This is a genomic window from Methylobacterium sp. C25 (assembly GCF_021352225.1).
GTDB lineage: Bacteria > Pseudomonadota > Alphaproteobacteria > Rhizobiales > Beijerinckiaceae > Methylobacterium.
The window spans coordinates 442,943-463,924 of record NZ_JAAUVI010000003.1; the positions used below are offsets into that span (position 1 = coordinate 442,943).

At 68.9% G+C, this 20,982-nt stretch carries 16 protein-coding genes; 9 read left to right on the forward strand and 7 right to left on the reverse strand.

Going from position 1 to position 20,982, the window contains the following annotated elements:
* Positions 1-57: 57 nt before the first annotated feature.
* On the forward strand, positions 58-2,220 hold the full coding sequence (pbpC, locus tag HCU64_RS11965; RefSeq protein WP_233384119.1) for a penicillin-binding protein 1C: 2,163 nt from the start codon (positions 58-60) through the stop codon (positions 2,218-2,220).
* Between the two features lie 64 nt (positions 2,221-2,284).
* A complete protein-coding gene (locus tag HCU64_RS11970) occupies positions 2,285-2,878 on the forward strand; it encodes a histidine phosphatase family protein (protein ID WP_233384120.1) in 594 nt (197 codons plus the stop codon).
* On the opposite strand, the gene HCU64_RS11975 is transcribed toward HCU64_RS11970, so the two are convergent.
* The 3 genes from HCU64_RS11975 to HCU64_RS11985 all read right to left on the reverse strand — a co-directional run bounded on the left by HCU64_RS11975 (position 2,861) and on the right by HCU64_RS11985 (position 5,318).
* Positions 2,861-3,583 carry a hypothetical protein gene (locus tag HCU64_RS11975; protein ID WP_233384122.1) on the reverse strand — a complete coding sequence of 241 codons (723 nt, stop codon included), beginning with the start codon at positions 3,581-3,583 and terminating at the stop codon, positions 2,861-2,863. The two genes, HCU64_RS11970 and HCU64_RS11975, sit on opposite strands and share 18 nt — an antisense overlap.
* 68 nt (positions 3,584-3,651) lie before the next feature.
* Positions 3,652-4,668 carry a nickel/cobalt transporter gene (locus HCU64_RS11980; RefSeq protein ID WP_233384123.1) on the reverse strand — a complete coding sequence of 339 codons (1,017 nt, stop codon included), beginning with the start codon at positions 4,666-4,668 and terminating at the stop codon, positions 3,652-3,654.
* Positions 4,659-5,318, reverse strand: coding sequence for a DUF1007 family protein (locus tag HCU64_RS11985; RefSeq protein WP_233384290.1), 660 nt, complete (start codon positions 5,316-5,318; stop codon positions 4,659-4,661). Before HCU64_RS11985 ends, HCU64_RS11980 begins: the two co-directional genes overlap by 10 nt.
* Before the next feature lie 183 nt (positions 5,319-5,501).
* Between HCU64_RS11985 and glyS the strand changes: the two genes are divergently transcribed.
* From glyS to HCU64_RS12000, 3 genes are all read left to right on the forward strand, one after another.
* Positions 5,502-7,706 carry a glycine--tRNA ligase subunit beta gene (gene glyS / locus HCU64_RS11990; protein WP_233384124.1) on the forward strand — a complete coding sequence of 735 codons (2,205 nt, stop codon included), beginning with the start codon at positions 5,502-5,504 and terminating at the stop codon, positions 7,704-7,706.
* A gap of 123 nt (positions 7,707-7,829) precedes the next feature.
* Positions 7,830-9,023 (forward strand): L,D-transpeptidase family protein, encoded by a 1,194-nt coding sequence (locus HCU64_RS11995; protein ID WP_233384125.1) that lies wholly within the window; start codon positions 7,830-7,832, stop codon positions 9,021-9,023.
* 190 nt (positions 9,024-9,213) lie between these two features.
* A complete protein-coding gene (locus tag HCU64_RS12000; RefSeq protein WP_233384126.1) occupies positions 9,214-10,113 on the forward strand; it encodes an MBL fold metallo-hydrolase in 900 nt (299 codons plus the stop codon).
* A gap of 87 nt (positions 10,114-10,200) precedes the next feature.
* Here the strand turns inward: HCU64_RS12000 and HCU64_RS12005 are convergent, their stop codons facing one another.
* Both HCU64_RS12005 and HCU64_RS12010 read right to left on the reverse strand, forming a co-directional pair.
* On the reverse strand, positions 10,201-12,327 hold the full coding sequence (locus HCU64_RS12005; protein ID WP_233384127.1) for a protein-disulfide reductase DsbD family protein: 2,127 nt from the start codon (positions 12,325-12,327) through the stop codon (positions 10,201-10,203).
* Positions 12,328-12,408: 81 nt separating this feature from the next.
* Positions 12,409-14,289 (reverse strand): AsmA family protein, encoded by a 1,881-nt coding sequence (locus tag HCU64_RS12010; RefSeq protein WP_233384128.1) that lies wholly within the window; start codon positions 14,287-14,289, stop codon positions 12,409-12,411.
* 291 nt (positions 14,290-14,580) lie between these two features.
* Here HCU64_RS12010 and HCU64_RS12015 point away from each other — a divergent pair, with 291 nt between their 5' ends.
* The 3 genes from HCU64_RS12015 to HCU64_RS12025 all read left to right on the forward strand — a co-directional run bounded on the left by HCU64_RS12015 (position 14,581) and on the right by HCU64_RS12025 (position 16,736).
* Positions 14,581-15,315 carry a CoA transferase subunit A gene (locus HCU64_RS12015; protein ID WP_233384129.1) on the forward strand — a complete coding sequence of 245 codons (735 nt, stop codon included), beginning with the start codon at positions 14,581-14,583 and terminating at the stop codon, positions 15,313-15,315.
* Between the two features lie 206 nt (positions 15,316-15,521).
* Entirely contained in the window at positions 15,522-16,181 is a 660-nt protein-coding gene (locus HCU64_RS12020; RefSeq protein ID WP_233384130.1) for a 3-oxoacid CoA-transferase subunit B, read from the forward strand.
* A 147-nt stretch (positions 16,182-16,328) separates the two neighbouring features.
* Positions 16,329-16,736 (forward strand): hypothetical protein, encoded by a 408-nt coding sequence (locus tag HCU64_RS12025; RefSeq protein ID WP_233384132.1) that lies wholly within the window; start codon positions 16,329-16,331, stop codon positions 16,734-16,736.
* A 69-nt stretch (positions 16,737-16,805) separates the two neighbouring features.
* On the opposite strand, the gene HCU64_RS12030 is transcribed toward HCU64_RS12025, so the two are convergent.
* Positions 16,806-17,633, reverse strand: coding sequence for an alpha/beta fold hydrolase (locus HCU64_RS12030; RefSeq protein WP_233384291.1), 828 nt, complete (start codon positions 17,631-17,633; stop codon positions 16,806-16,808).
* Positions 17,634-17,706: 73 nt separating this feature from the next.
* Positions 17,707-18,453, reverse strand: coding sequence for a trypsin-like peptidase domain-containing protein (locus HCU64_RS12035; protein WP_233384293.1), 747 nt, complete (start codon positions 18,451-18,453; stop codon positions 17,707-17,709).
* A gap of 599 nt (positions 18,454-19,052) precedes the next feature.
* Here HCU64_RS12035 and HCU64_RS12040 point away from each other — a divergent pair.
* Complete coding sequence (locus HCU64_RS12040) at positions 19,053-20,930, forward strand: methanol/ethanol family PQQ-dependent dehydrogenase (RefSeq protein ID WP_233384134.1); 1,878 nt, start codon at positions 19,053-19,055, stop codon at positions 20,928-20,930.
* The last annotated feature ends 52 nt before the right edge of the window (positions 20,931-20,982 follow it).

Below are 20,982 nucleotides of genomic sequence, written 5' to 3' on the forward strand. Positions count from 1 at the left end.
GCCACCGCGGGAGAGGGTGCCTGCGGAACAGGCGGGAGAGGGGAGCGACCTCTCCGGATGCGGCGCTCCCCGCTCCCGACCCTCGCTGACGCGAGGGCCACCCTCCCCCGCAGAGGGGGAAGGGTTTTAGCGGCGGCATTCGTCGCGCTTTGCTTTGCGATCGGCGCCCCCACCCTCGCCCTCTACCTCTTCACCCGATCCCTCCCGCCCCTCGACCTCACCCAAGCCAGCCTCCGCTCCACCGTCATCCTCGACCGAGACGGCCAGCTCCTGCGCCCCTTCGCCACCGCCGATGGACGCTGGCGGCTGCCGGCAAGCGCGGGGGATGTCGACCCGCGCTACCTCGCCATGCTGAAGGCCTACGAAGACCGGCGCTTCGAACGGCACATCGGCATCGATCCGGCGGCAACGCTCCGCGCTGCATGGCAATGGCTCGCCCATGGCCGCATCGTTTCCGGCGGCTCGACGCTATCGATGCAGGTCGCCCGCCTCGTCGAGCCGCGCTCCGAGCGCTCGATCACCCAAAAACTCCGGCAGATGGTGCGCGCCGTCGAGCTGGAGCGGCAGCTCGGCAAGGCCGGCGTGCTCGATCTCTACCTGCAGCTCGCCCCCTATGGCGGGCCGGTGGAGGGCGTACGGGCGGCGAGCCTCGCCTATCTCGGGCGCGAGCCGGCACGGCTGTCCTTCGCGGAGAGCGCGCTCCTCGTCGCCCTGCCGCAATCGCCGGAGGCGCGCCGCCCCGATCGCTTTCCCGTCCAGGCCCGCCGCGCCCGCGACCGGGTGCTCGACATCGCCGCCGCGCGCGGGGTGATCGACCGGGCCGAGGCGGAGGCCGCCAAGGCCGAGCCGGTGCCGCATGCGCGAAAATCCTTCCCGATGATCGCGGCCCATGCGGCCGAGCAGGCCGTCGCGGCCGATCCGGACGCACGGGTGCAGCGCCTGACCATCGACAAGCGGCTGCAGGCGAGCCTCGAAACGCTGGCCGCGGAACGCGCGGCCGCCATCGGCCCCGCCCTTTCGGCAGCGATCCTCGCCATCGACAACCGCACGGGAGCCGTGATCGCCCAGGTCGGGAGTGCCGGCTATCTCGATGCGGCGCGCGCCGGCGCGATCGACGCGACGCAGGCGGTGCGCTCACCGGGCTCCGCGCTGAAGCCCTTCATCTACGCGCTGGCCTTCGAGAACGGCATCGCCCATCCCGAGACGCTGCTCGACGACCGACCGGTGCGCTTCGCAGCCTCGTACGCCCCCGAAAACTTCGATCTCGGCTTCCGCGGCACGGTGACAGCCCGCACCGCCCTACAGCAATCGCTGAACGTACCCGCTGTGGACCTGCTCGACGTGGTCGGCGCCGCCCGTTTCATCGCTCGTCTGCGCAGCGCCGGGGCGACGATCCTGCTCCCGCGCGACACCGCTCCCGGCCTCCCCGTTGCGCTGGGCGGCCTCGGCATCACCCTCACCGACCTGGCCCGGCTTTATTCGGGGATCGCGCGCGGCGGCAGCGTGCCGACGCTGGTGCGGCGGGCAGCGGACTCCACCCCGTCTTCCGGAGAGAGGGCCGCCGCCGCGGCAGCCCCCGAAGCCGAACGCACCATCGCCGATCCGGTCTCCGCCTGGTACGTCGCCGACATCCTGCGCGGCGCGCCCCCGCCGGAAAACGCCCTGACCGGCCGGATCGCCTTCAAGACCGGCACCTCCTACGGCTATCGCGACGCCTGGGCGGTCGGCTTCGACCGTCGCGTCACCATCGCCGTCTGGGTTGGCCGGCCGGACGGTGCCTCGGTGCCCGGCCTCGTCGGCCGCGTCTCCGCCGCGCCGATCCTATTCGATGCCTTTTCCCGCTACGGCGGCGAGCCGGAATCGCTGCCGCGGCCGCGCGACGCTCTCGTCGTCGGCACCGCCGCCCTGCCCCCGCCCCTGCGCCACATCCGCCGTGACGCGCCGAAGACGCTCGAAGCCACGCTCGGCGTGCCGCTCAAGATCGCCTATCCGCCGGACGGATCGCGCGTCGATCTCGGTCTCTCGGAGGGCGCGAAGGCGCAGCTCGCCCTCAAGGCGCTGGGCGGCCAACCGCCACTCACCTGGATGGTCGACGGTCTGCCGGTCGGCCAGGGCATGCGCCGCCAGTCGGAATGGAGCCCGGAGGGCGCCGGCTTCGCGCGGATCTCGGTGATGGATGCGGCCGGAGCCAGCGACAGCGTGGTCGTGCGGATCGAGTGAGCGCGAGGCTGGCCTGCGTCGCCCAGTCTGGCAGCGCCGCCGGCGGGACCGTACATGCACGAGCATGGCCCCCACTTGCATCATCTGCATCCGCCACGGCGAATCCACCTTCAACGCGCATCACAGGGCCACAGGCCGCGATCCCGGTCATATCGATGCGCGGCTGTCGGAACTCGGCCATCGCCAGGCCGCCGCAGCCCGCAAGGCCATGCAGACGATCCCGTTCGAACTGGTGGTGACCTCGCCGCTGACGCGCGCGATCCAGACCACGATCGGCATCTTCGAGGGGCACCCGGCCAAACCGCGGATGCTGGTCGAGGTGCTGCACCGTGAGTGCCAGGAGAGTTCCTGCGACGTCGGCCGCGCTGCATCGGTGCTGGCCGAGGAGTTTCCGGATTTCGATGTCGACCACCTGCCCGAAATCTGGTGGCATGATGCGGACGCGGTCCAGGCCAAGGGCTATCCGGTCGAGCCGCCGCATCTGTTCGACCAGCGCGTCGCGGGCTTTCGCGAGTGGCTGCGGGGACGTCCCGAAGCCACCATCGCCGTCGTCGGGCACTCGACCTTCTTCTACCACCTGACCGGACAATGGCTCGCGAACTGCGAGGCGATCGAGATCGACCTCGACGTGGAGCCGCAGCTACGCGCTTACGCGTGAAGTGCGGGCGGCATCGAGCCGTTCTCGCGCGCGCAACAGGTCGATCTCCGGTGCCTGCCGGCCGATGACCAGGGCCTCGTCGAGGATCGCCACCGCGATCGGCCAGATGCCCTCGGCGAAAGGCGCCGCGCCCTCTGCGACCTCGGCCGCGCAGCGCGCATCCCCGAATGCCTTCACAGCCGCCGTCGCGGTGCGCGACACCGCGGAGAGCCGCGCGCCATCCAGCCAGGCACGACGATGCGACGCGGCCTGGGCCAACACCGCGCCCTGGCTCTCGGCCGAGCGTGCCGCTGCCATGGCCTCGGCGCCGCCGATCGCGTTCTCACAGCGGGCGGCCAGAGCCGGCAATCCAGCCCTGTCGAGGAGCGGCGGCAGGATGCGGCGCACGCTCTCCAGCGCCAGGAACTCCGTACGCTCCGCCTCGACCGCCTCGCTGTCGGCCGATCCGGACAGGCGCAGCACGAAGGCCATCAGGCGCGGACGCTCCGCGTCGGGCATCGCGTCGTTGAGACCGAGCGCGTACGCGGCCAGCGGTCGCGAGAAGCAGGGCGGGCAGTCCTCGGTCGCCTTGATCGCCTTGTAGGGCAGCCCGGCGGCGACGACCGCCGCCTCGTTGATGCAGGTGCCGCCATCCGGACCGGGAAAGGCGTGCGACCCGGCGAGCAGCCGCCAATTCAGGATGTGGTCGAAGGGGCCTGCGGTCACGGGCGCTCCTCTCAAGGATCCGAGGGGAGACTGACAGGCAATGCGGGCTTTGGCGAGTGCGCTACGTCTCAGCCGCCGAGGCCGACCGCGAGGCCGGCGAGCATCGTGACCCCGAGCACCAGCACGAAGGCCGCCGCCGCGAGTTCGAGCGCCCCCACCGCCAGCACCCCGGCCATGCCGCGCCCGCCGGCGAGACGGAGGGCGAGCGACTTGGCGAAGACCGCGATGCTGGCGAGCGCGCCGGTGGTCAGCGCTGTGCCGAGCGCCATGGCGAAGGTCGCGGCGATGCCGGCCGCGAGCATGCCTTGAGAGGCGGAAAAGACCAGGATCAGGATCGCGCCCGAGCAGGGCCGCGTGCCGGCCGCGAACACCACGGCCGCCCGCTCGCGCCACGTATCGAGCCGCGCGACGGTCTCGGCATCCGAGAGATGGACGTGTCCGCAGCCTGGCTCGCAGCCGACCGCGGGCTCGGCGGAAGCGACGGCAGCGAGCTGCCCGGCCTTGCGCCAGGTCACCGCCGCGCCGAGCAGCGCGACGAGGGCGAAGCTCACGGTCTCGATCAGCGTGCCCGCCTGGTTCATGCCGGCGGAGGTGGCGTTCAGCACGAGCACGCCGAACCCGACGATGCCGATGGCGACGAGCGCCTGCATCATCGCCGCCGCGAAGCTCAGGCCGAAACCGCGGCGCAGGGTGCGCTCACCGGCAACGATATAGCCGGCGATCACCGCCTTGCCGTGGCCAGGCCCAGCGGCATGAAAGACCCCGTAGGCGAAGCCGAGCAGCGCCAGCGGACCCCACTCGCCGCCCTGCTTGAGCGCCGAGACGGCCCCCTGCAGGCTGCGCGAAAAGCTCGATTGCACCGAGAGCAGCCAGCCGCCGATGCCCGTCGCGGATGGCGCGGCCTCGCGAAATCCCATGCCGAAGGGCGAGCGCGGCGGCGGTGCGGCGACGCCCGGCATGACGAGCCAAGCCAGCAACGTGAGCACGGCTGCGGCCAGGGCGACGGCACACGCAGCGAAAGCCAGCCGCAGGGCCAGCCGGCTGCGGGGCGACCGGCCTGTTTCCAGCGCGATTCCTACGGACATGCGACGATCGCCCGGTTGGCGTATTGCACGCCGTAATCGGAGGCAGCGGTGAGCGCCTCGAAGAAGGCTTCGGACATCGGCTTCCCGGCATCCGCCGTCTGCGGTTCGGTGGCCTTGGGCCGGCTGATGGTGACGGCGCAGCCGGAGGGCGCGCCCTTCAGGCTGACGGCGTCGGCGCCATCGGCGAGCCCGAAGGAGACGAAATAGGTCGGATCGTAGATCTCGATCGCCGCGACGCCGCGCCCCTGTGCGGCCGGGGTCTTCAGCGGCAGGAGGAAGCTGAGCGTCACCTTGTCGCCGTCCATCGACATGTGCGGTTCGCGCGGCTCGGCGAACGGCTGCTCCTTGCCGGCGACCTTGAGCTTGGTGAAGTAGCCGAATTCCGCGAGGTTCGAGGTGTTCTCGGTGGCGAGGCCCTGGAGCTCCTCGGAGGAGAGCTTTCCATCCTTGTTGGTGTCGAGGCCCTGAGTCACGTAGGCGGAATAGGCCGCATCGAAGGTCCAGCTGTGCCGCACGCCGGCGACCTTGCCGCTCTCATAGGCGATCTCGGCCTTCGCCGCGACCCAGACATGGGGATGCGCCAGCGCCGGGCCGGCCAGGGCGATGCCGAGGGCGGCGAGCGCGCAGCGAAAGGACGAGGCAGTCGGGATGCGGGTCACGGGTGCTCGCGGCTCGTGGTGCGACGGCGAAGCAGAGTGACCCCGTGATGCCGCCCCGGTTGGGCGAAAGCGAGGCGCATCGAAGGTGCGCGATCCTCGACAGCCCACGGCTGGCTCACTACACGGGCGCTGCGCCCGGCCATGCCGGGCGGCCCGCCGGCCTCCGGATCGTCCATGCCTGACCTGCTCCTCGAACTCCTCTCGGAAGAAATCCCGGCCCGCATGCAGCGGCGTGCGGCCGAGGATCTGAAGAAGCTCGTCACCGACGCGCTGGTGGAGCGAGGTTTCCTCTACGAAGGCGCCAAGGCCTTCGCGACGCCGCGCCGGCTGGCGCTGCACGTCGCCGGGCTGCCCGCACGGGGCGACGCTGTACGCGAGGAGCGGCGCGGGCCGAAGGTCGGCGCGCCAGATGCCGCCGTTCAGGGCTTTTTGCGCGGCGCAGGGCTCACCAGCCTCGACCAGGCGACGACGATCACCGACCCGAAGAAGGGCGAGTTCTACCTTGCCGTGATCGAACGCCCCGGCCGCGAGACGCTCGACGTGCTCGCCGAGATCCTGCCGGCAATCATCAAGAGCTTCCCCTGGCCGAAATCCATGCGCTGGGGGGCGGCCTCGGCACAGCCCGGCGCCCTGCGCTGGGTGCGGCCTCTGCAATCCATCGTCGCAACCTTCGGCCCCGAGACCGAGACGCCGGAAGTCGTTCCCTTCGAGGTCGACGGCATCAAGGCCGGCACGCTGACCCGCGGCCACCGCTTCCTGGCGCCCGAGGCCTTCGAGGTGCGCCGCTTCGACGATTACGTGCAGGCGCTGGAGCGGGCCAAGGTCGTGCTCGATGCCGACCGGCGCAAGGACATCATCCTGCACGATGCCAAGGACCTTGCCTTCGCCCGCGGGCTCGACCTTGTCGAGGACGAGGGGCTGCTGGAAGAGGTCGCCGGACTGGTCGAATGGCCAGTGGTGCTGATGGGCTCGTTCGACGAGGCGTTCCTGGACATCCCGGCCGAGGCGATCCGCGCCACCATCCGCGCCAACCAGAAATGCTTCGTGCTGCGCAAGTCCGGCTCGGACGCGCTGGCCCCGGCCTTCCTGCTGGTCTCGAACCTCGTCGCCACGGATGGCGGCCTCGCCATCACCGCCGGCAACGAGCGCGTGGTGCGCGCGCGGCTCTCGGACGCAAAGTTCTTCTGGGAGACCGACAAGGCCATCAGGCTGGAGAGCCGGCTCTCGAAACTCGACACGATCGTCTTCCACGAGAAGCTCGGCACCCAGGGCGAGCGCGTGAAACGCATCGCAGCACTCGCCAAGGAACTCGCGCCGCTGGTCGAGGCCGATCCGACCCTTGCCGAGCGCGCCGCAAACCTCGCCAAGGCCGATCTCGTCACCGAGATGGTCGGCGAGTTTCCGGAGCTGCAGGGCCTGATGGGGCGCAAATACGCCGCGCTCCAGGGCGAGCCGGAAAGCGTCGCAGCGGCCATCGAGGAGCACTACAAGCCTGTCGGCCCCTCCGACCGCGTACCGACCGACCCGGTCTCCATTGCGGTGGCGCTGGCCGACAAGCTCGACACATTGGTGGGCTTCTGGGCCATAAACGAGAAGCCGACGGGGAGCAAAGACCCATATGCGCTGCGGCGTGCGGCGCTGGGTGTGATCCGCTCGCTGATCGAGCGGTCGCTGCGCCTGTCGCTCGGCGGCATCGTCGCGCGCCAGTTCGCCATCGCCGAGCGGCGCGGTTCTCCGGAATCTTCGTCAGCCGGCGATGAGGAGCTCGGCGCCTCCGGCTTTCACTTCTCGGGCGTCGTCGAGACGGAGGGACAGGCCGCGAACAGCCCCCTGGCACAGCGGGTCTCGGACCTGCTCGCCTTCTTCGCCGACCGTCTCAAAGTCTATCTCCGCGACCAGGGCGCCCGTCACGACCTGATCGACGCCGTCTTCGCCCTGCCCGGCCAGGACGACCTGCTGATGGTGGTCCGCCGGGTCGAGGCGCTGGGCCAGTTCCTCGGCACCGATGACGGAAAGAACCTGCTCGCGGGGGTCAAGCGCGCCTCGAACATCCTGCGCATCGAGGAGAAGAAGGACGGCCGCGCCTACGAGGCCGAGCCGGATGCCGCGCTCATCGCCTCCTCCGGTCAACCGGAGGAGCAGGCCCTCGCGCAGGCCTTGACGGTGGCGCGGGCCGACGCCTCGGCCGCCGTCGCATCGGAGGATTTTGCGGGCGCGATGCGGGTGTTGTCGCGTCTGCGGGCGCCCGTGGACGCCTTCTTCGACAAGGTCACGGTCAACGCCGACGATCCGGCCGTGCGGGCAAACCGCTTGGCGCTGCTCAACGCGCTGCGCGCCGCCACGCGCGAAGTCGCGGACTTTTCGCGCATCGAGGGCTGAACTCACCGGCCCTCCACAGCCGATTCCGACCCCTCAAATCCGCCTCAAAGCGCGGCCATTCATAGGAAGCTCCGCCCTCACCTCGCGAAGCCCGCGTGATTCGCGTCTGTCCCATGGCGGTGCATGCGACCTTTGAGCCGGATCTCCCTCAGCCTTCGACCACTTCTCCGCCTCCTCGCCGTCACGCTCTGCCTCGGCGGCGCGGCGCGAGCGCAGGCAGACAAGGCGTCGGCTCCGATTCCGGCGCCGACCCTCGCGCTCATCAAGGCGAAGGGCAGCAGCGCCGAGGCACCGATCCTGATCCGGGCCTACAAGAAGGAATCCGAGATCGAGCTCTGGAAGCGGGCAGGCAACGGTCGCTTCGTCTTCGTGAAGACCTACCCGATCTGCCGCTGGTCCGGTCAGCTCGGACCGAAGACCAAGAACGGCGACCGGCAGACGCCGGAAGGGTTCTACACCGTGGCCAAGAGCCAGATGAACCCGAACTCGCACTACTACCTGTCCTTCGACGTCGGCTATCCCAACGCCTTCGACAAGGCGCACGGCTATACCGGCTCGGCAGTGATGGTTCACGGCATCTGCTCGTCGATGGGCTGCTTCGCCATGACCGACGCCGTGGCGGGCGAACTGTTCGCGGTGGCACGCGAGGCCTTCGCCGGCGGCCAGACGGCGTTCCAATTCCAGTCCTTCCCGTTCCGGATGACCGCCGCCAACATGGCGCGCTACCGGAGCGACACGAACATCGCCTTCTGGCGCCAGCTCAAGGAAGGATCGGACCGCTTCGAGGCCACCGGTCAGGAGCCGGTCGTGGCGGTGGCCGCCGGCCGTTACGCCTTCGCGCCGCTGAAGGACAAGGACCAGGAGGCGCTGGCCAGCGCGCGGGTGAAGGAGGAGGCTGCGCATGTCGCGCATCTCGTCGAGGACGGCGCAGCCGCCATCCGCACCACCTATTCCGATGGAGGCCAGCACCCGTTCTGGGCGGCTCTGATCAACCGGGGCGTGCCCGTGGGTGAAGTCAGCCGGCCCGAGGCCCTGGCCTATGCGGGGCAGGAGGTCGTCCTGATCCCGGCGCGCCGCAAGCCGCCGCCGATTCTGCCTCTGCCGGAGGCGGTCTGGAGCGTCGCCATCGGCCCGGGCGCCCCGCTATCGAGCATCCGCACCCTCGGCTTCGTTCCGCCTCAGGACCGGCCGCCGGCCCGCATAAGCTTCGATCTGGTCACCGGTTTCAGCGCCGGCCTGCCGCAGCTCGCCTTGGATGACGGGCTCTCGGCACCCACATTCCGTCGAGTCACCGCTGATGCCGTTGCCCAATGGTGACACGACACAGGAATCGAGGTGATGAATCCTGGTGCAGTGTGCGGGCACGCACACGGACCGGAATGGCCGCCGACTATCTCTTCTCTATAGATACTCCACAAAGGCACCGGCTCTCGTGGCCGCAGTTGAACCCATGTCGACGCGTCGGAAAGCGCTCGCCGCAAACGGTCGGAGCGACTGGTACACACGCATGAAAGAGACGAGCTCCGTATCGGACGGCGCGCTCACCCTGCGTTTCTGGGGTGTGCGCGGCTCCACGCCGGTCAGCGGATCGGAATTCGTCGAGTTCGGCGGCAATACGCCATGCCTGGAGATTCGCTGCGGCGATCGCCTGTTCGTGATCGACGCCGGCTCGGGCATCGGCCCCTTCGGCCGCGCCAATGCCGAGACCCTGCCACAGGAGATCGATCTCCTGTTCAGCCACCTGCATCTCGATCACACCGCCGGCCTGCCGTTCTTCAAGCCCGCCGTGTTCGATCAGAACCGCACGATCCATACCTATTGCGGCAACCTCGACGGGGCCTGCGCCGGCGAGGCGCTCGGACGCCTCTTCTCGCCGCCGCTCTTTCCGGTCGAGCTCAGCGTGCTCCCCTGCAGCATGGAGCATCACGGCTTCAAGGCCGGCGAGTCGCTGACCTTCGCCGATGGCTCGCGTGTCGACACGATCCTGCTGAACCATCCGCAGGGCTCGGTCGGCTATCGCTTCGAGCATGGCGGCAAACGGCTATGCGTGATCAGCGACATCGAGCATTCCGATCCGTGGCCGGACACGGCTCTGCTCGAATTTGTCCGGGACGCCGACCTCATCGTCTATGACGGCATGTTCACCGAGGGTGAGTATTGCCGCTGCGCCGGCTGGGGCCATTCCACCTGGCAGAAGGGCGTCGAGCTGGCACGGGCCGCCAACGCCAAGGCGCTGGCCATCATCCACCTTCACCCGGCCCACACCGATGCGCAGCTTCGGCAGGTCGAGGCGGACATGCAGGCCGTGATGCCGGCCTCCTTCATCGCCCGCGAGCGCCAGAGCATCGACGTCGGCGCGGCGATGACCTCGGCGCGGCCGCAGCTCGCCCTGGCACTGACCGCCTGAGCCGCTCCGCCTGCTCACAGGCGTTTGGCGTTGAGATCGAGGTGACGGCGGCCTCGATCGTCCCGCGGCTTGGCCCGCTATACGCCGCTACCGCTGCGCCAATCCCGGCCGCTTCCCGATCTCCGACAGCACGATCCCCTCGGTGAGGATCTGCGGCAGCACCACCGCCTCCGCCTTGCCGCGGTAGACGAGATAGAGCGGCACGCCGCTGCGGCCGTAGCGCTCGAGAAGCGCGGTGATCTCGGGGTTCTGGTTGGTCCAGTCTCCGCGCAGCAGGGCGACGTCGTTGGCGCGGAAAGCCTGCCGGACCGGGTCGCGAGACAGCGTGGTGCGCTCGTTGATCTGGCAGGTGATGCACCAGGCGGCCGTCATGTCGACGAAGACGGTGCGGCCGTCGCTGCGCAAGCCGTCGAGCCGCGCCTGCGTGAACGGCTCGAACCCGTCCGCCGTGACCGTCGCGCCGGCCCGGGCGCGATCCGCGTCGAGGGCGACGACGAGGCCCGCCGTCGCCACCAGGGCCGCGAGCGCCGCCGCGCGGGCGAGGCCGCCGCTCCAGCCCCCGGAGGAGCGGGCACGCTCCCAGGCCCAGGCCGCAAAGCCGACGAGCACGAGGCCCGAGAGGCCCGCGAGCAGGCCGTTCGGCCCGACCTGCTGGGCCAGCACCCAGACCAGCCAAGCCACGGTGGCGTAGACGGGGAAGGCGAGGACGCCCTTGAGCGTGTCCATCCAGGCGCCGGGGCGTGGCATCAGCCGCAGCGCGCCCGGCCACAGGGTCAGCATCAGGAAGGGCAGCGCGAGACCAAGACCGAGGCTCGCGAAGACGACGAGCCCCACGGCCGGCGGCTGCGTCAGCGCGAAACCGACCGCCGCGCCCATGAACGGCGCCGTGCAGGGGGTCGCCACCAGCGTCGCCAGGACACCGGTGAAGAACGAGCCCTGGTACCCGGCACGCCGGGTCAGACCGTCGCCAAGTCCGGCAATGCCGCCCCCGAGATGGACGACACCCGACAGGCTGAGCCCCATGGCCAGGAGACCGTAGGCGAGCAGGGCCACCACGATCGGCGATTGCAGCTGGAAGCCCCAGCCAAGGGTCGCGCCGCCGCCCTTCAGCGCGATCAGCAGGCCGGCGAGGGCGAGGAAGCTCGCAAGCACGCCCGCCGTGTAGGCGAGGCCGTGGATGCGCACGCGGCGCGTCGACTCGCCGGCCTGCTTCACCAGGCTCAGCACCTTGATCGAGAGCACCGGGAAGACGCACGGCATCAGGTTCAGGACCAGACCGCCGAGCAGCGCGAGCCCGGCCGCGCTCCAGAGGGTCAGCGTCTCCTCGGGTGCCGTTGCCGGCACGGGCGCTGGCTCCGGCGTGGCCGCCGCAGCGGGGGCCGCTGCCGGCGCTTCGCCGATGGCGAAGGCGCGCCGTGTGCCGTTCTCGCTGAAGGCGAGCACGCCTGGCAGCTCCGCGGGCGCAGCAGCGGGGTCTGAGGGTTTCAGCGCGAGATGCAGGCCCTTGTCGTCGACCGTCAGCGTCTGCGCGGCGGCATTGTCGAGGACCGTCTCGCCGTAAGGGAAGAAGGCGGCGTCGCTCACCGCACCCGCCGTCAGGCCGGCATGGTCGAGATGCAGCACCAGCCCGTCGCCCTCGCGAGTCAGGCGCGACGGCCAGGGCGAGGGCTGCGGCAGCGCCGCGCGGGCCTCGGCGAAGAGGCCTGCCTGGGCCGGATCCGGCGAGGGCGTCGTGCCCGGCTCGGCGACCGGCAGGTCGAGGGCGAGATCGGAGGAGCCCGGGATGCAGATCTCCTCGCAGACGAGGTAGGAGAGCTTGCCCTTGAGATGCAGCGGCTGGCCGGCGGGACTCTCCTTCGGCACGCTGAGCGGCATGAGCAGCGTGACCTCGCCCTCGTAGCCGTAGTTCATCAGGGTCTGGACCGGCAGACGCTCCGGCACCGGCCAGTCGATGGCGCCGATGGCGACGCCGGGCGGCAGCACCCAGGCCATCTCGGGCGGCAGGCCGGAATCGCCGGGATTGCGCCAGTAGACGTGCCAGCCCGGCTTCATCGCCATGTGGATGCCGACCGTCACCGTCGTGCCCGGCGCGACGGTCGCGGTCTCGGCGACGAGGCTGGCCCGCACGAGGTCTTTCGGCTGCTTCGGCACGAGCGCGCCGGCCTCGGTGAGGCCGGCCAACAGAAGGACGAGCGCCGCCAGAGTCCGCATCATCACTCTTACCTACTCGACCTTGCTCATCCGGCGCACGTCTTCCCTACGCCCCCCGGCGCCGGAGGGTTACGCGCGAAAAGGTCACGGCGCGTAGGCGCGCACCTGCGTAGGCAGGCCGGGAACCGCCGACGGAGCCGCGCGCACCAGCGCCGCGAGCGGATCGGCAGCCTCGGCCTGGGCGCCGGCATGCACCGCAATGGCGCTCCAGGGACCGGTGATCTCGAAGAAGGTGGGCACCGTCAGCGGATCCGGGTCCGCCGTGCCCTTGCGCGGCAACAGGGCGGCACGCGCCAGGATCGTCCGCTCGGGCAGCGAGACGCGGCCGATCAGGCGCGCCGCCAGCACCCGCGAGGTCAGGCCGCCCTCCTCGATCTCGCCGACGCCGTCGGTGAATGCGACCGAGGCGGTGGCGCGGTCGAAGGCTGTGCGGCCGTTGCGGCGGGCCAGCGCACCCTGCGCCAGGGCGCCCCCGCGATGAATCACGTCGGAGAGGTCGAGCCCGGCAATGGTGCCGCCATCGATCGCGGCGGCGGCGCGGCCGGTCAGCCGGCGCACAAGGCTGGCGGCGTCGCGGCCGCGCCCGTCGAAAGCGAAGCTGCCCTGCGTCGCCCCGAGCATCCAGCCAGACTCACCGAGGTCGACCAGCAAGCTGCCGAGGTCCAGCCCGTCGAACACGCCCTGCGTCTTCAGCTCGATCTCGTCGCTGGCGCCTCCCTCCGCTTTGGAGAGCGCGAGGCGGCCCTTCATCGATCCGCCGTGCAGATTCGCCCGGCCCAGCGTCACGTCGATGCCATCAGCCCGCACGATCACGCTGGAGGCGAGGTTCTCGAACACGAGCGGCCCGAGCCGGGCACTGCCGCCCGACAGCCGCAGGTCGAGGTCGCCCCCGGTCAGTGGCCCGAGCGCCAGCGGATGCCGGCTCCAGCCGTCGTCGCCGTCGAGGCCGGTGACGCGCAGCAGGCCGCCGAGGACCGGCGCGAGGTTGATCTCCGGCGCGTCGAGCGTCGCGCGGATCGAGGGACGGCGGCCGCTCATCTCAGCAGATCCCGCGCCTTCGAGTACGGTGCTGCCGGCAGCGACCCGCATCGCGGGCATCCTGACGCCGTCCTTTGACGCCTCGAAGCTGCCTTCGATCGAGAACGCCTCCAACAGGGGCGACAGGCCGACATCGCCGCCGATCCAAGCAAGCGTCTCGGGCAGCGAGCGGGTCTCCAGCCTGCCCTGACCCGAGAGGGCCATGTCCTGCAGGCGTCCGTTGCCATCCGCGCTGAGCGAGCCGGCCGGCCATGTCAGGGACACGGTGAACGGCGTCTCGCGGCCGGCGACGAGATCGACCGGGCGCAGCGAGGTGAGCTGGATGCGCGCAGAGGCGCCGTTCCAGGTCAGGCTGCCGGAGACCGAGGCCTCGGCGCTCCAGAGCGGCCAGGACAGGGCGAGGTCGACGTCGCTCGCCCGCTCTGGCCGCCCGTCGCGCGGGTCATGGCCGCTCATCGTGGAATGGCTGAGGATGATCCGGCGCGGATGCGGGACGTCGCCGCCGGACAGGTTCTCGGCGATGCGTTTCGCCGGCCCGGCCCAGCGGGCGTCAGCGTCGTTCTCCGGCAGCATCACATGCGCGCCGTCGAGGCTGAGCGAGACCACCTCGGCGCGGCCGAGGAGCAGCGCGGCGAGGCTGAGCTGCACCGTCAGGCTGCCGCCCTCGGAAAGCGCCGCGCCGTCTGGCCCGCCGGCTGTCAGCCGCACGTCCGAGAAGCCGATCCGAGGCAGCGGCAGCAGCGAGACCTCGGTCCGGCCGCGGGCAGTGAGCCCGATGCCGTAGGCCTCGCGCAGCCCCCGGTCGACGAAGGCCGCCGCGCTCGGCAGGTCGAGGAGCCACGGCACGCAGCCGCCGGCCAGCGCGCAGAGCGCGAGGCCGATCGCGGCAGCCGGGCCGAACGACTTCAGGATACGGCGCGGCGTCATGGCACTCCGTAAAGGGCGCACGATGGCGTGAACGGTCCGGTGGGACCGGCGGAATGCCATCGAGCCGGTTTCGAGACGGCGCTCGACACAGATCCCTACCGGGTTCCGAGCGACGTGTCTCTTCGCTGCTGTCCCCGAGAGCCGTGTCTTCACAGCGTCCTGAGGTTCAGGCATGCCGCGTCCTCACGCGCAAATGCGTCGCAGGTTTGACGAGACCCGTGCTGCGGTGCACATCAGGCACGCGCCCGCCTCATCGCGATGGGGCGGCCGGATCTTTCGAGGACGGTGTCGATGAAGAAGGTATATCCCGATCCGAAGGCGTCGCTCGAAGGCCTCCTGCGCGACGGGATGACGATCATGGCCGGCGGTTTCGGCCTGTGCGGCATCCCCGACGAGCTGATCGCCGCGATCCAGGCTTCAGGCGTCAAGGATCTCACCGTCGTGTCGAACAATGCCGGCATCGACGGCGTCGGCCTCGGCAAGCTGCTCGAGACCCGTCAGGTCAAGAAGATGATCTCGTCCTATGTCGGCGAGAACAAGGAGTTCGCCCGCCAATTCCTCGGCGGCGAGCTCGAGATCGAGTTCAATCCGCAGGGCACGCTGGCCGAGCGCATCCGCGCCGGCGGCGCCGGCATCCCGGCCTTCTATACAAAGACCGGCTACGGCACGCAGGTCGCCGAGGGCAAGGAGACCAAGGAGTTCGATGGGCATCACTATGTGATGGAGCGCGGGCTCTTCGCCGATCTCGCCATCGTCCACGCCTGGAAGGGCGATACCGAGGGTAACCTCGTCTATCGAAAGACCGCGCGAAACTTCAATCCGATGATGGCGACCGCCGCCACGGTGACGGTGGCACAGGTCGAGCACCTGGTTCAGCCGGGCGAACTCGACGCGGATCACATCCACACGCCGGGCATCTTCATCAAGCGCATCATCCACGTGCCGGTGCGCGAGAAGCGGATCGAGCAGCGTACCGTGCGCAAGCGCGGCGACGCTGCTGCTGCGGCTGGTGGCGGAACGCATTGAAGGATCAATCGTCATTCCGGGGCTCGCCAAAGGCGAGAACCCGGAATCCAGAACCGCTTCTCGTGCCGGATGTTACGGGACGCCGCGGCTTCTCTGGACAACATTGGCGGTTCTGGATTCCGGGTTCCGCTGCGCGGCCCCGGAATGACAGGGCCGGATCTCAACCAGCCCGGACTCGATGAAGTTTTACGGGAAGGAGCAAGACGATGGCCTGGACCCGTGAACAGATGGCGGAGCGCGCCGCCAAGGAGCTGAAAGACGGCTTCTACGTGAATCTCGGCATCGGCATTCCGACGTTGGTGTCGAACTACATCCCCGACGGCATGACCGTGCAGCTCCAGTCGGAGAACGGCATGCTCGGCATGGGTCCCTTCCCCTACGAGGGCGAAGAGGACCCGGACCTGATCAATGCCGGCAAGCAGACCATCACGGCGCTGCCGACCACGAGCTACTTCACCTCGGCCGATTCCTTCGGGATGATCCGCGGTGGGCACATCAACCTGTCGATCCTCGGCGCCATGCAGGTCGCGGAGAACGGCGACCTCGCCAACTGGATGATCCCCGGCAAGATGGTGAAGGGCATGGGCGGCGCCATGGACCTCGTGGCCGGCGTCAAGAAGGTCGTCGTGGTGATGGAGCACGTCGCCAAGAACAAGGACGGCTCCGAGTCGGCCAAGCTCCTGAAGTCCTGCGACCTGCCGCTCACCGGTACCCGCGTCGTCGACATGGTGATCACCGATCTCGGGGTCTTCACCATCGACAAAGAGGGGAATGGCGGCATGACGCTGGTCGAGCTCGCCGACGGCGTCACCGAGGACGAGATCAAGGGCAAGACCGAGGGCGCCTACGCCGTCGCCCTGCGCTGAGGCCGGCGTCCCGACCCAGGACGATCCGGGACAGCCGCGTCCCGGCATGGCTAAGCAGGCATTAAGCCGACTCGGGCCATTGTTTCGAATACCGGAAGGGCGCCGCACGAGCGCCTCCCGCCAGTGTTCGAGACGAGGGTGTTGCGTATGCGTAGTTCGGCGGCGACGGACAACGTCATTCCCTTTCGCCGGCCGGCCGGCCTGATGGCGAATGCGGCCCGCTCCGCGGAGAGCGTGGCACTCGGAGCCCGCGGCCGCGAGCGCGCCCACCAGCGCAGCCTGATGGACGCGGTCTATGCCACCGGTACCATGATGATCGCCGCCGACGAGCGCGACACCAAGCTCGTCGCCTCCCGCCTGCAGGTTTACGGCTTCCTCACCATCGAAGAGATCGCCGAGGACGGCACCGCCCGCCGCCTGCGGCCCTCCGAGGCCATCCGCGCCCGCGCCGAACGCCCCTGGCGGCTCAGCAAGGCGTCCTATGGCGCCGGCCTCTCGGTGACGATCCCCTCGGCGGACGACTTCCTGTTCGAAACGTCCGGCCTGCCGGCCTGAATTCCGGCAGCGGATACGCGCGCAGACCGACGCGACCGGGCCGTTCGATCACGAAGGTGATCCGGCCGATCAGCCCAGGAACGCGCGCAGCTCCGCCAGAACCTCGTCGGGCCGCTCCTCCTGCAGAGTGTGTCCGCAATCGAGCGCGCGACCTGAGACGTCGCGGGCCTTCTCGCGCCAGGTTTCGAGGACGTCATAGGTTTGCCCGACCGTGCCCCTGGCGCCCCAGAGGGCCAGGAGCGGCGCCTCGATCCGCTTGTCGGCGTCCTCGGCATCGTGCTCGAGGTCGATCTCGGCTGCGGCGCGGTAATCCTCGCAGATCGCGTGGATCGCACCCTCGCTGGTGTAGCAGCGCAGATATTCGGCGAAGAGCTCCGGCGGCGTCGAGCCTGGCGTCTTCGACTGCCCATCGATATGCGTGCGCAGAAAGAATTCCGGATCCGCCGCGATCAGCTTTTCCGGCAATGGCGCCGGCTGGATCAGGAAGAACCACCAGAAATAGCGTGTCGCGAACGCCTTGTCGGTGAGGGCGTACATCGTCGCCGTCGGCGCGATGTCGAACACCGCCAGCCGCTCCACCGCCCCCGCGTGATCGAGCGCCAGACGATGGGCGACCCGGCCGCCGCGATCATGCCCGACGACGGCGAAGCGCCCGTGGCCGAGGCTGCTCATCACCGCTACGGCATCCGCGGCCATGGCGCGTTTGGAATAGGCCGCGTGTCGCTCGCCACCGGGCGGTTTCTGCGAGTCGCCGTAGCCGCGCAGATCCATCGCCACCACTTTGTGCCGCTCGGCGAGGCGCGGGGCGATCCGCCCCCAGGTGGCGTGGGTCTGAGGGTGACCATGCATCAGCAGCAGCGGCGGCCCCGAGCCACCGAGCGAGACGCGGATGCGCATGCCCGCAGCATCGATGTCGTGCAGCGCGAAGCCGGGCAGGAACGGGTCGGATTCGGGCAAGCGCAGTCCCCCGTCAGCGGGTCACGCGGCTCGTGCCGGCGATCGCCGTGATCTCCTGGCGGATGGCTTTGAGCAACTCGCCCTCGAACAGCAAGGCCGAGCCATAGTGGAACTCGATGTCGAAGGGCCGGCGCGAATTCATCGAGAGAGAGGCGCTCTGCATCGCGAGCAGCCGGCCAGTCGGATCGAACAGGCCGGACCCGGAGCCTCCGAAGCCGTCGTTGCAATCGTGACGGACACGGCGGATCTCGTCCTCGCTCGGGGGATCGATCTGGCGAATGGAGCAGTTTTCGATGCTGCTCGGCCCGCGATAGTTCTCGTGGCCGCCTGGCGACACCATCACCACGGGCCGATCGCCGGCTCCGGCGGCCAGATCCGAGGCATCGGGCACCGGCTGCGGGACGGCACCCTCCGCCGGCTTGGCGAGGCGCAGCAACGCCCAGTCGTCGGTGATGTGGAGCGATCGCGCATCCGGCGGCGTGCCGAGGCGAAGGCTGCCCGATTCGAAATCGTGGTTGCGGCCGGAGATCTGGAAGAAGCAGTCGGCGACCTCGCGGGTCGTCTCCATCCGCCGGTTGCGAAAATTGTGCGCATTCAGCACCACGAGGGACGGATCACCGATCAGCCAGGCCGCTGCGGCCTTTTGCGGCACCCCGTCCGGGCGCCGGCAATACAGGACTCCGGCGCCGGGATAGCGCCCGTTATCGGCACCCGTCATGTCGCGGCGGCCGTCATGCGGATAGAGCGCCGCCAGCGCCATTCCGCAACCGAGCAGGCCTGCCGCCCCGGCCGCGCCGAGGGTTCCGACCGGACCCGCGAAATATGGTGTCCTGTCGACCATGTTGCGCAGCGGTACGGCGATCCGCAGACGAATCCAAATCCTTCGGAGTAAATCCGGCCCAGACATCGCGCCGCAACGTAAAATACTGCGCACGCGAAGATGTCGTGACGGCTCATGACTTCGCCGTCCGTCCGGCCGTTCGCCCATCGGCCCCTCTCCAAGAACGACCGGGCGACCCGGCGCCGGCTGCTGCCCTCAAGTGGTGCGACGGAGCCGGCGAACCGTCAAGCACTGCCTCTCTCGATAGGGAGGTTACGCAATGCCCATGTTTCGAATGCCAATTCTTCCTGCCTACAAATGTCGAACTTTCTAAAGACTTTTGTCGAGGGTGCTGCCTAGAAATAACAGGACGAGAGGCAGTAATAAGTATCTCATAAGACTTAGCTAGATATATCTCGATCTTATTGACCGAGGTTAATCGGCGAAGTTGCATTGAGATCTGCTTCCGGCCCTTGAGGGAAATAGCCACGCATGACCGCGAGGTCGAAAGACGCGGCGGACAGGCTAGGAGACGCAGGATGAGCAGACTCTTAAGTTCGGTTTCTCTGTTGGCGGTGATGGCGCTCGCGCCGATCGCCGTGTCGAGCATCGCGGCCGCGGCCGACGACAAGCTCGTCGAGCTCTCGAAGAGCAATGACAACTGGGTGATGCCCGGCAAGAACTACGACTCGAACAACTACAGCGAATTGAAGCAGATCAATAAGAGCAACGTGAAGAACCTCCGGGTGTCCTGGACGTTCTCGACCGGCCTGCTGAATGGTCACGAGGGTGCGCCGCTCGTCGTCGACGGCAAGATGTACATCCACACCTCGTTCCCGAACTATACCTTCGCCCTCGGCCTCGACGATCCGGGCCACATCCTGTGGCAGGATAAGCCGAAGCAGAACCCGGCCGCCCGCGCCGTGGCCTGCTGTGACCTCGTCAACCGCGGCCTCGCCTACTACCCGGGCGACGGCAAGAGCCCGGCTCTGATCCTCAAGACCCAGCTCGACGGCCACGTCGTGGCGCTCAACGCGCAGACCGGCGAGACCGTGTGGAAGGTCGAGAACTCCGACATCAAGGTCGGTTCGACCCTGACGATCGCTCCCTACGTCGTGAAGGACAAGGTGATCGTGGGTTCCTCGGGCGCCGAGCTCGGCGTGCGCGGCTACCTCACCGCCTACGACGTGAAGACCGGTGCCCAGGTCTGGCGCGCCTACGCCACGGGTCCGGACAAGGACCTGCTGCTCGCCGACGACTTCAACGTCAAGAACGCACATTACGGCCAGAAGGGCCTCGGCACCGCGACCTGGGAAGGCGACGCCTGGAAGATCGGCGGCGGCACCAACTGGGGTTGGTATGCCTACGATCCGGGCACCAACATGATCTACTTCGGCACCGGCAACCCGGCGCCGTGGAACGAGACCATGCGTCCGGGTGACAACAAGTGGACCATGACCATCTTCGGTCGTGACGCCGACACGGGCGAGGCCCATTTCGGCTACCAGAAGACCCCGCACGACGAGTGGGACTATGCCGGCGTCAACGTGATGATGCTGTCCGAGCAGAAGGACAAGGACGGGAAGATGAGGAAGCTCCTCACCCACCCGGACCGCAACGGCATCGTCTACACCCTCGACCGGACCGACGGCTCGCTGGTCTCGGCCAACAAGATCGACGACACCGTCAACGTGTTCAAGTCGGTCGATCTGAAGACGGGCACCCCGGTGCGCGATCCGGAATACGGCACCCGGATGGACCACCTCGCCAAGGACATCTGTCCGTCGGCGATGGGCTATCACAACCAGGGTCACGACTCCTACGACCCGAAGCGTGAAGCCTTCTTCATGGGCATCAACCACATCTGCATGGACTGGGAGCCCTTCATGCTTCCGTACCGCGCAGGTCAGTTCTTCGTCGGTGCGACGCTGAACATGTATCCGGGCCCGAAGGGTGACCGCCAGAACTACGAAGGACTTGGCCAGATCAAGAGCTACAACGCGATCACGGGCAAGTTCAACTGGGAGAAGATGGAGCGGTTCGCCGTGTGGGGCGGTACGACGGCAACCGCCGGCGACCTCGTCCTCTACGGAACGCTGGACGGCTACATCAAGGCGCGTGACTCCGACAACGGCGACCTTCTCTGGAAGTTCAAGCTGCCGTCGGGCGCGATCGGCTACCCGATCACCTACACCCACAAGGGTGATCAGTACGTCGCCATCAACTACGGCGTCGGTGGCTGGCCGGGCGTCGGCCTGGTGTTCGATCTGCAGGATCCGACCGCCGGTCTCGGCGCGGTCGGCGCCTTCAAGAAGCTCGCCAACTACACCCAGATGGGTGGCGGCGTGGTGGTGTTCTCGCTCAACGGCAAGGGTCCCTACGACGACCCGAACGTCGGCGAGTTCGTCTCCAAGTAAGTCGACCTGACGATGAGGCTCCGCCGGTCATCCGACCGGCGGAGCCTCCCAC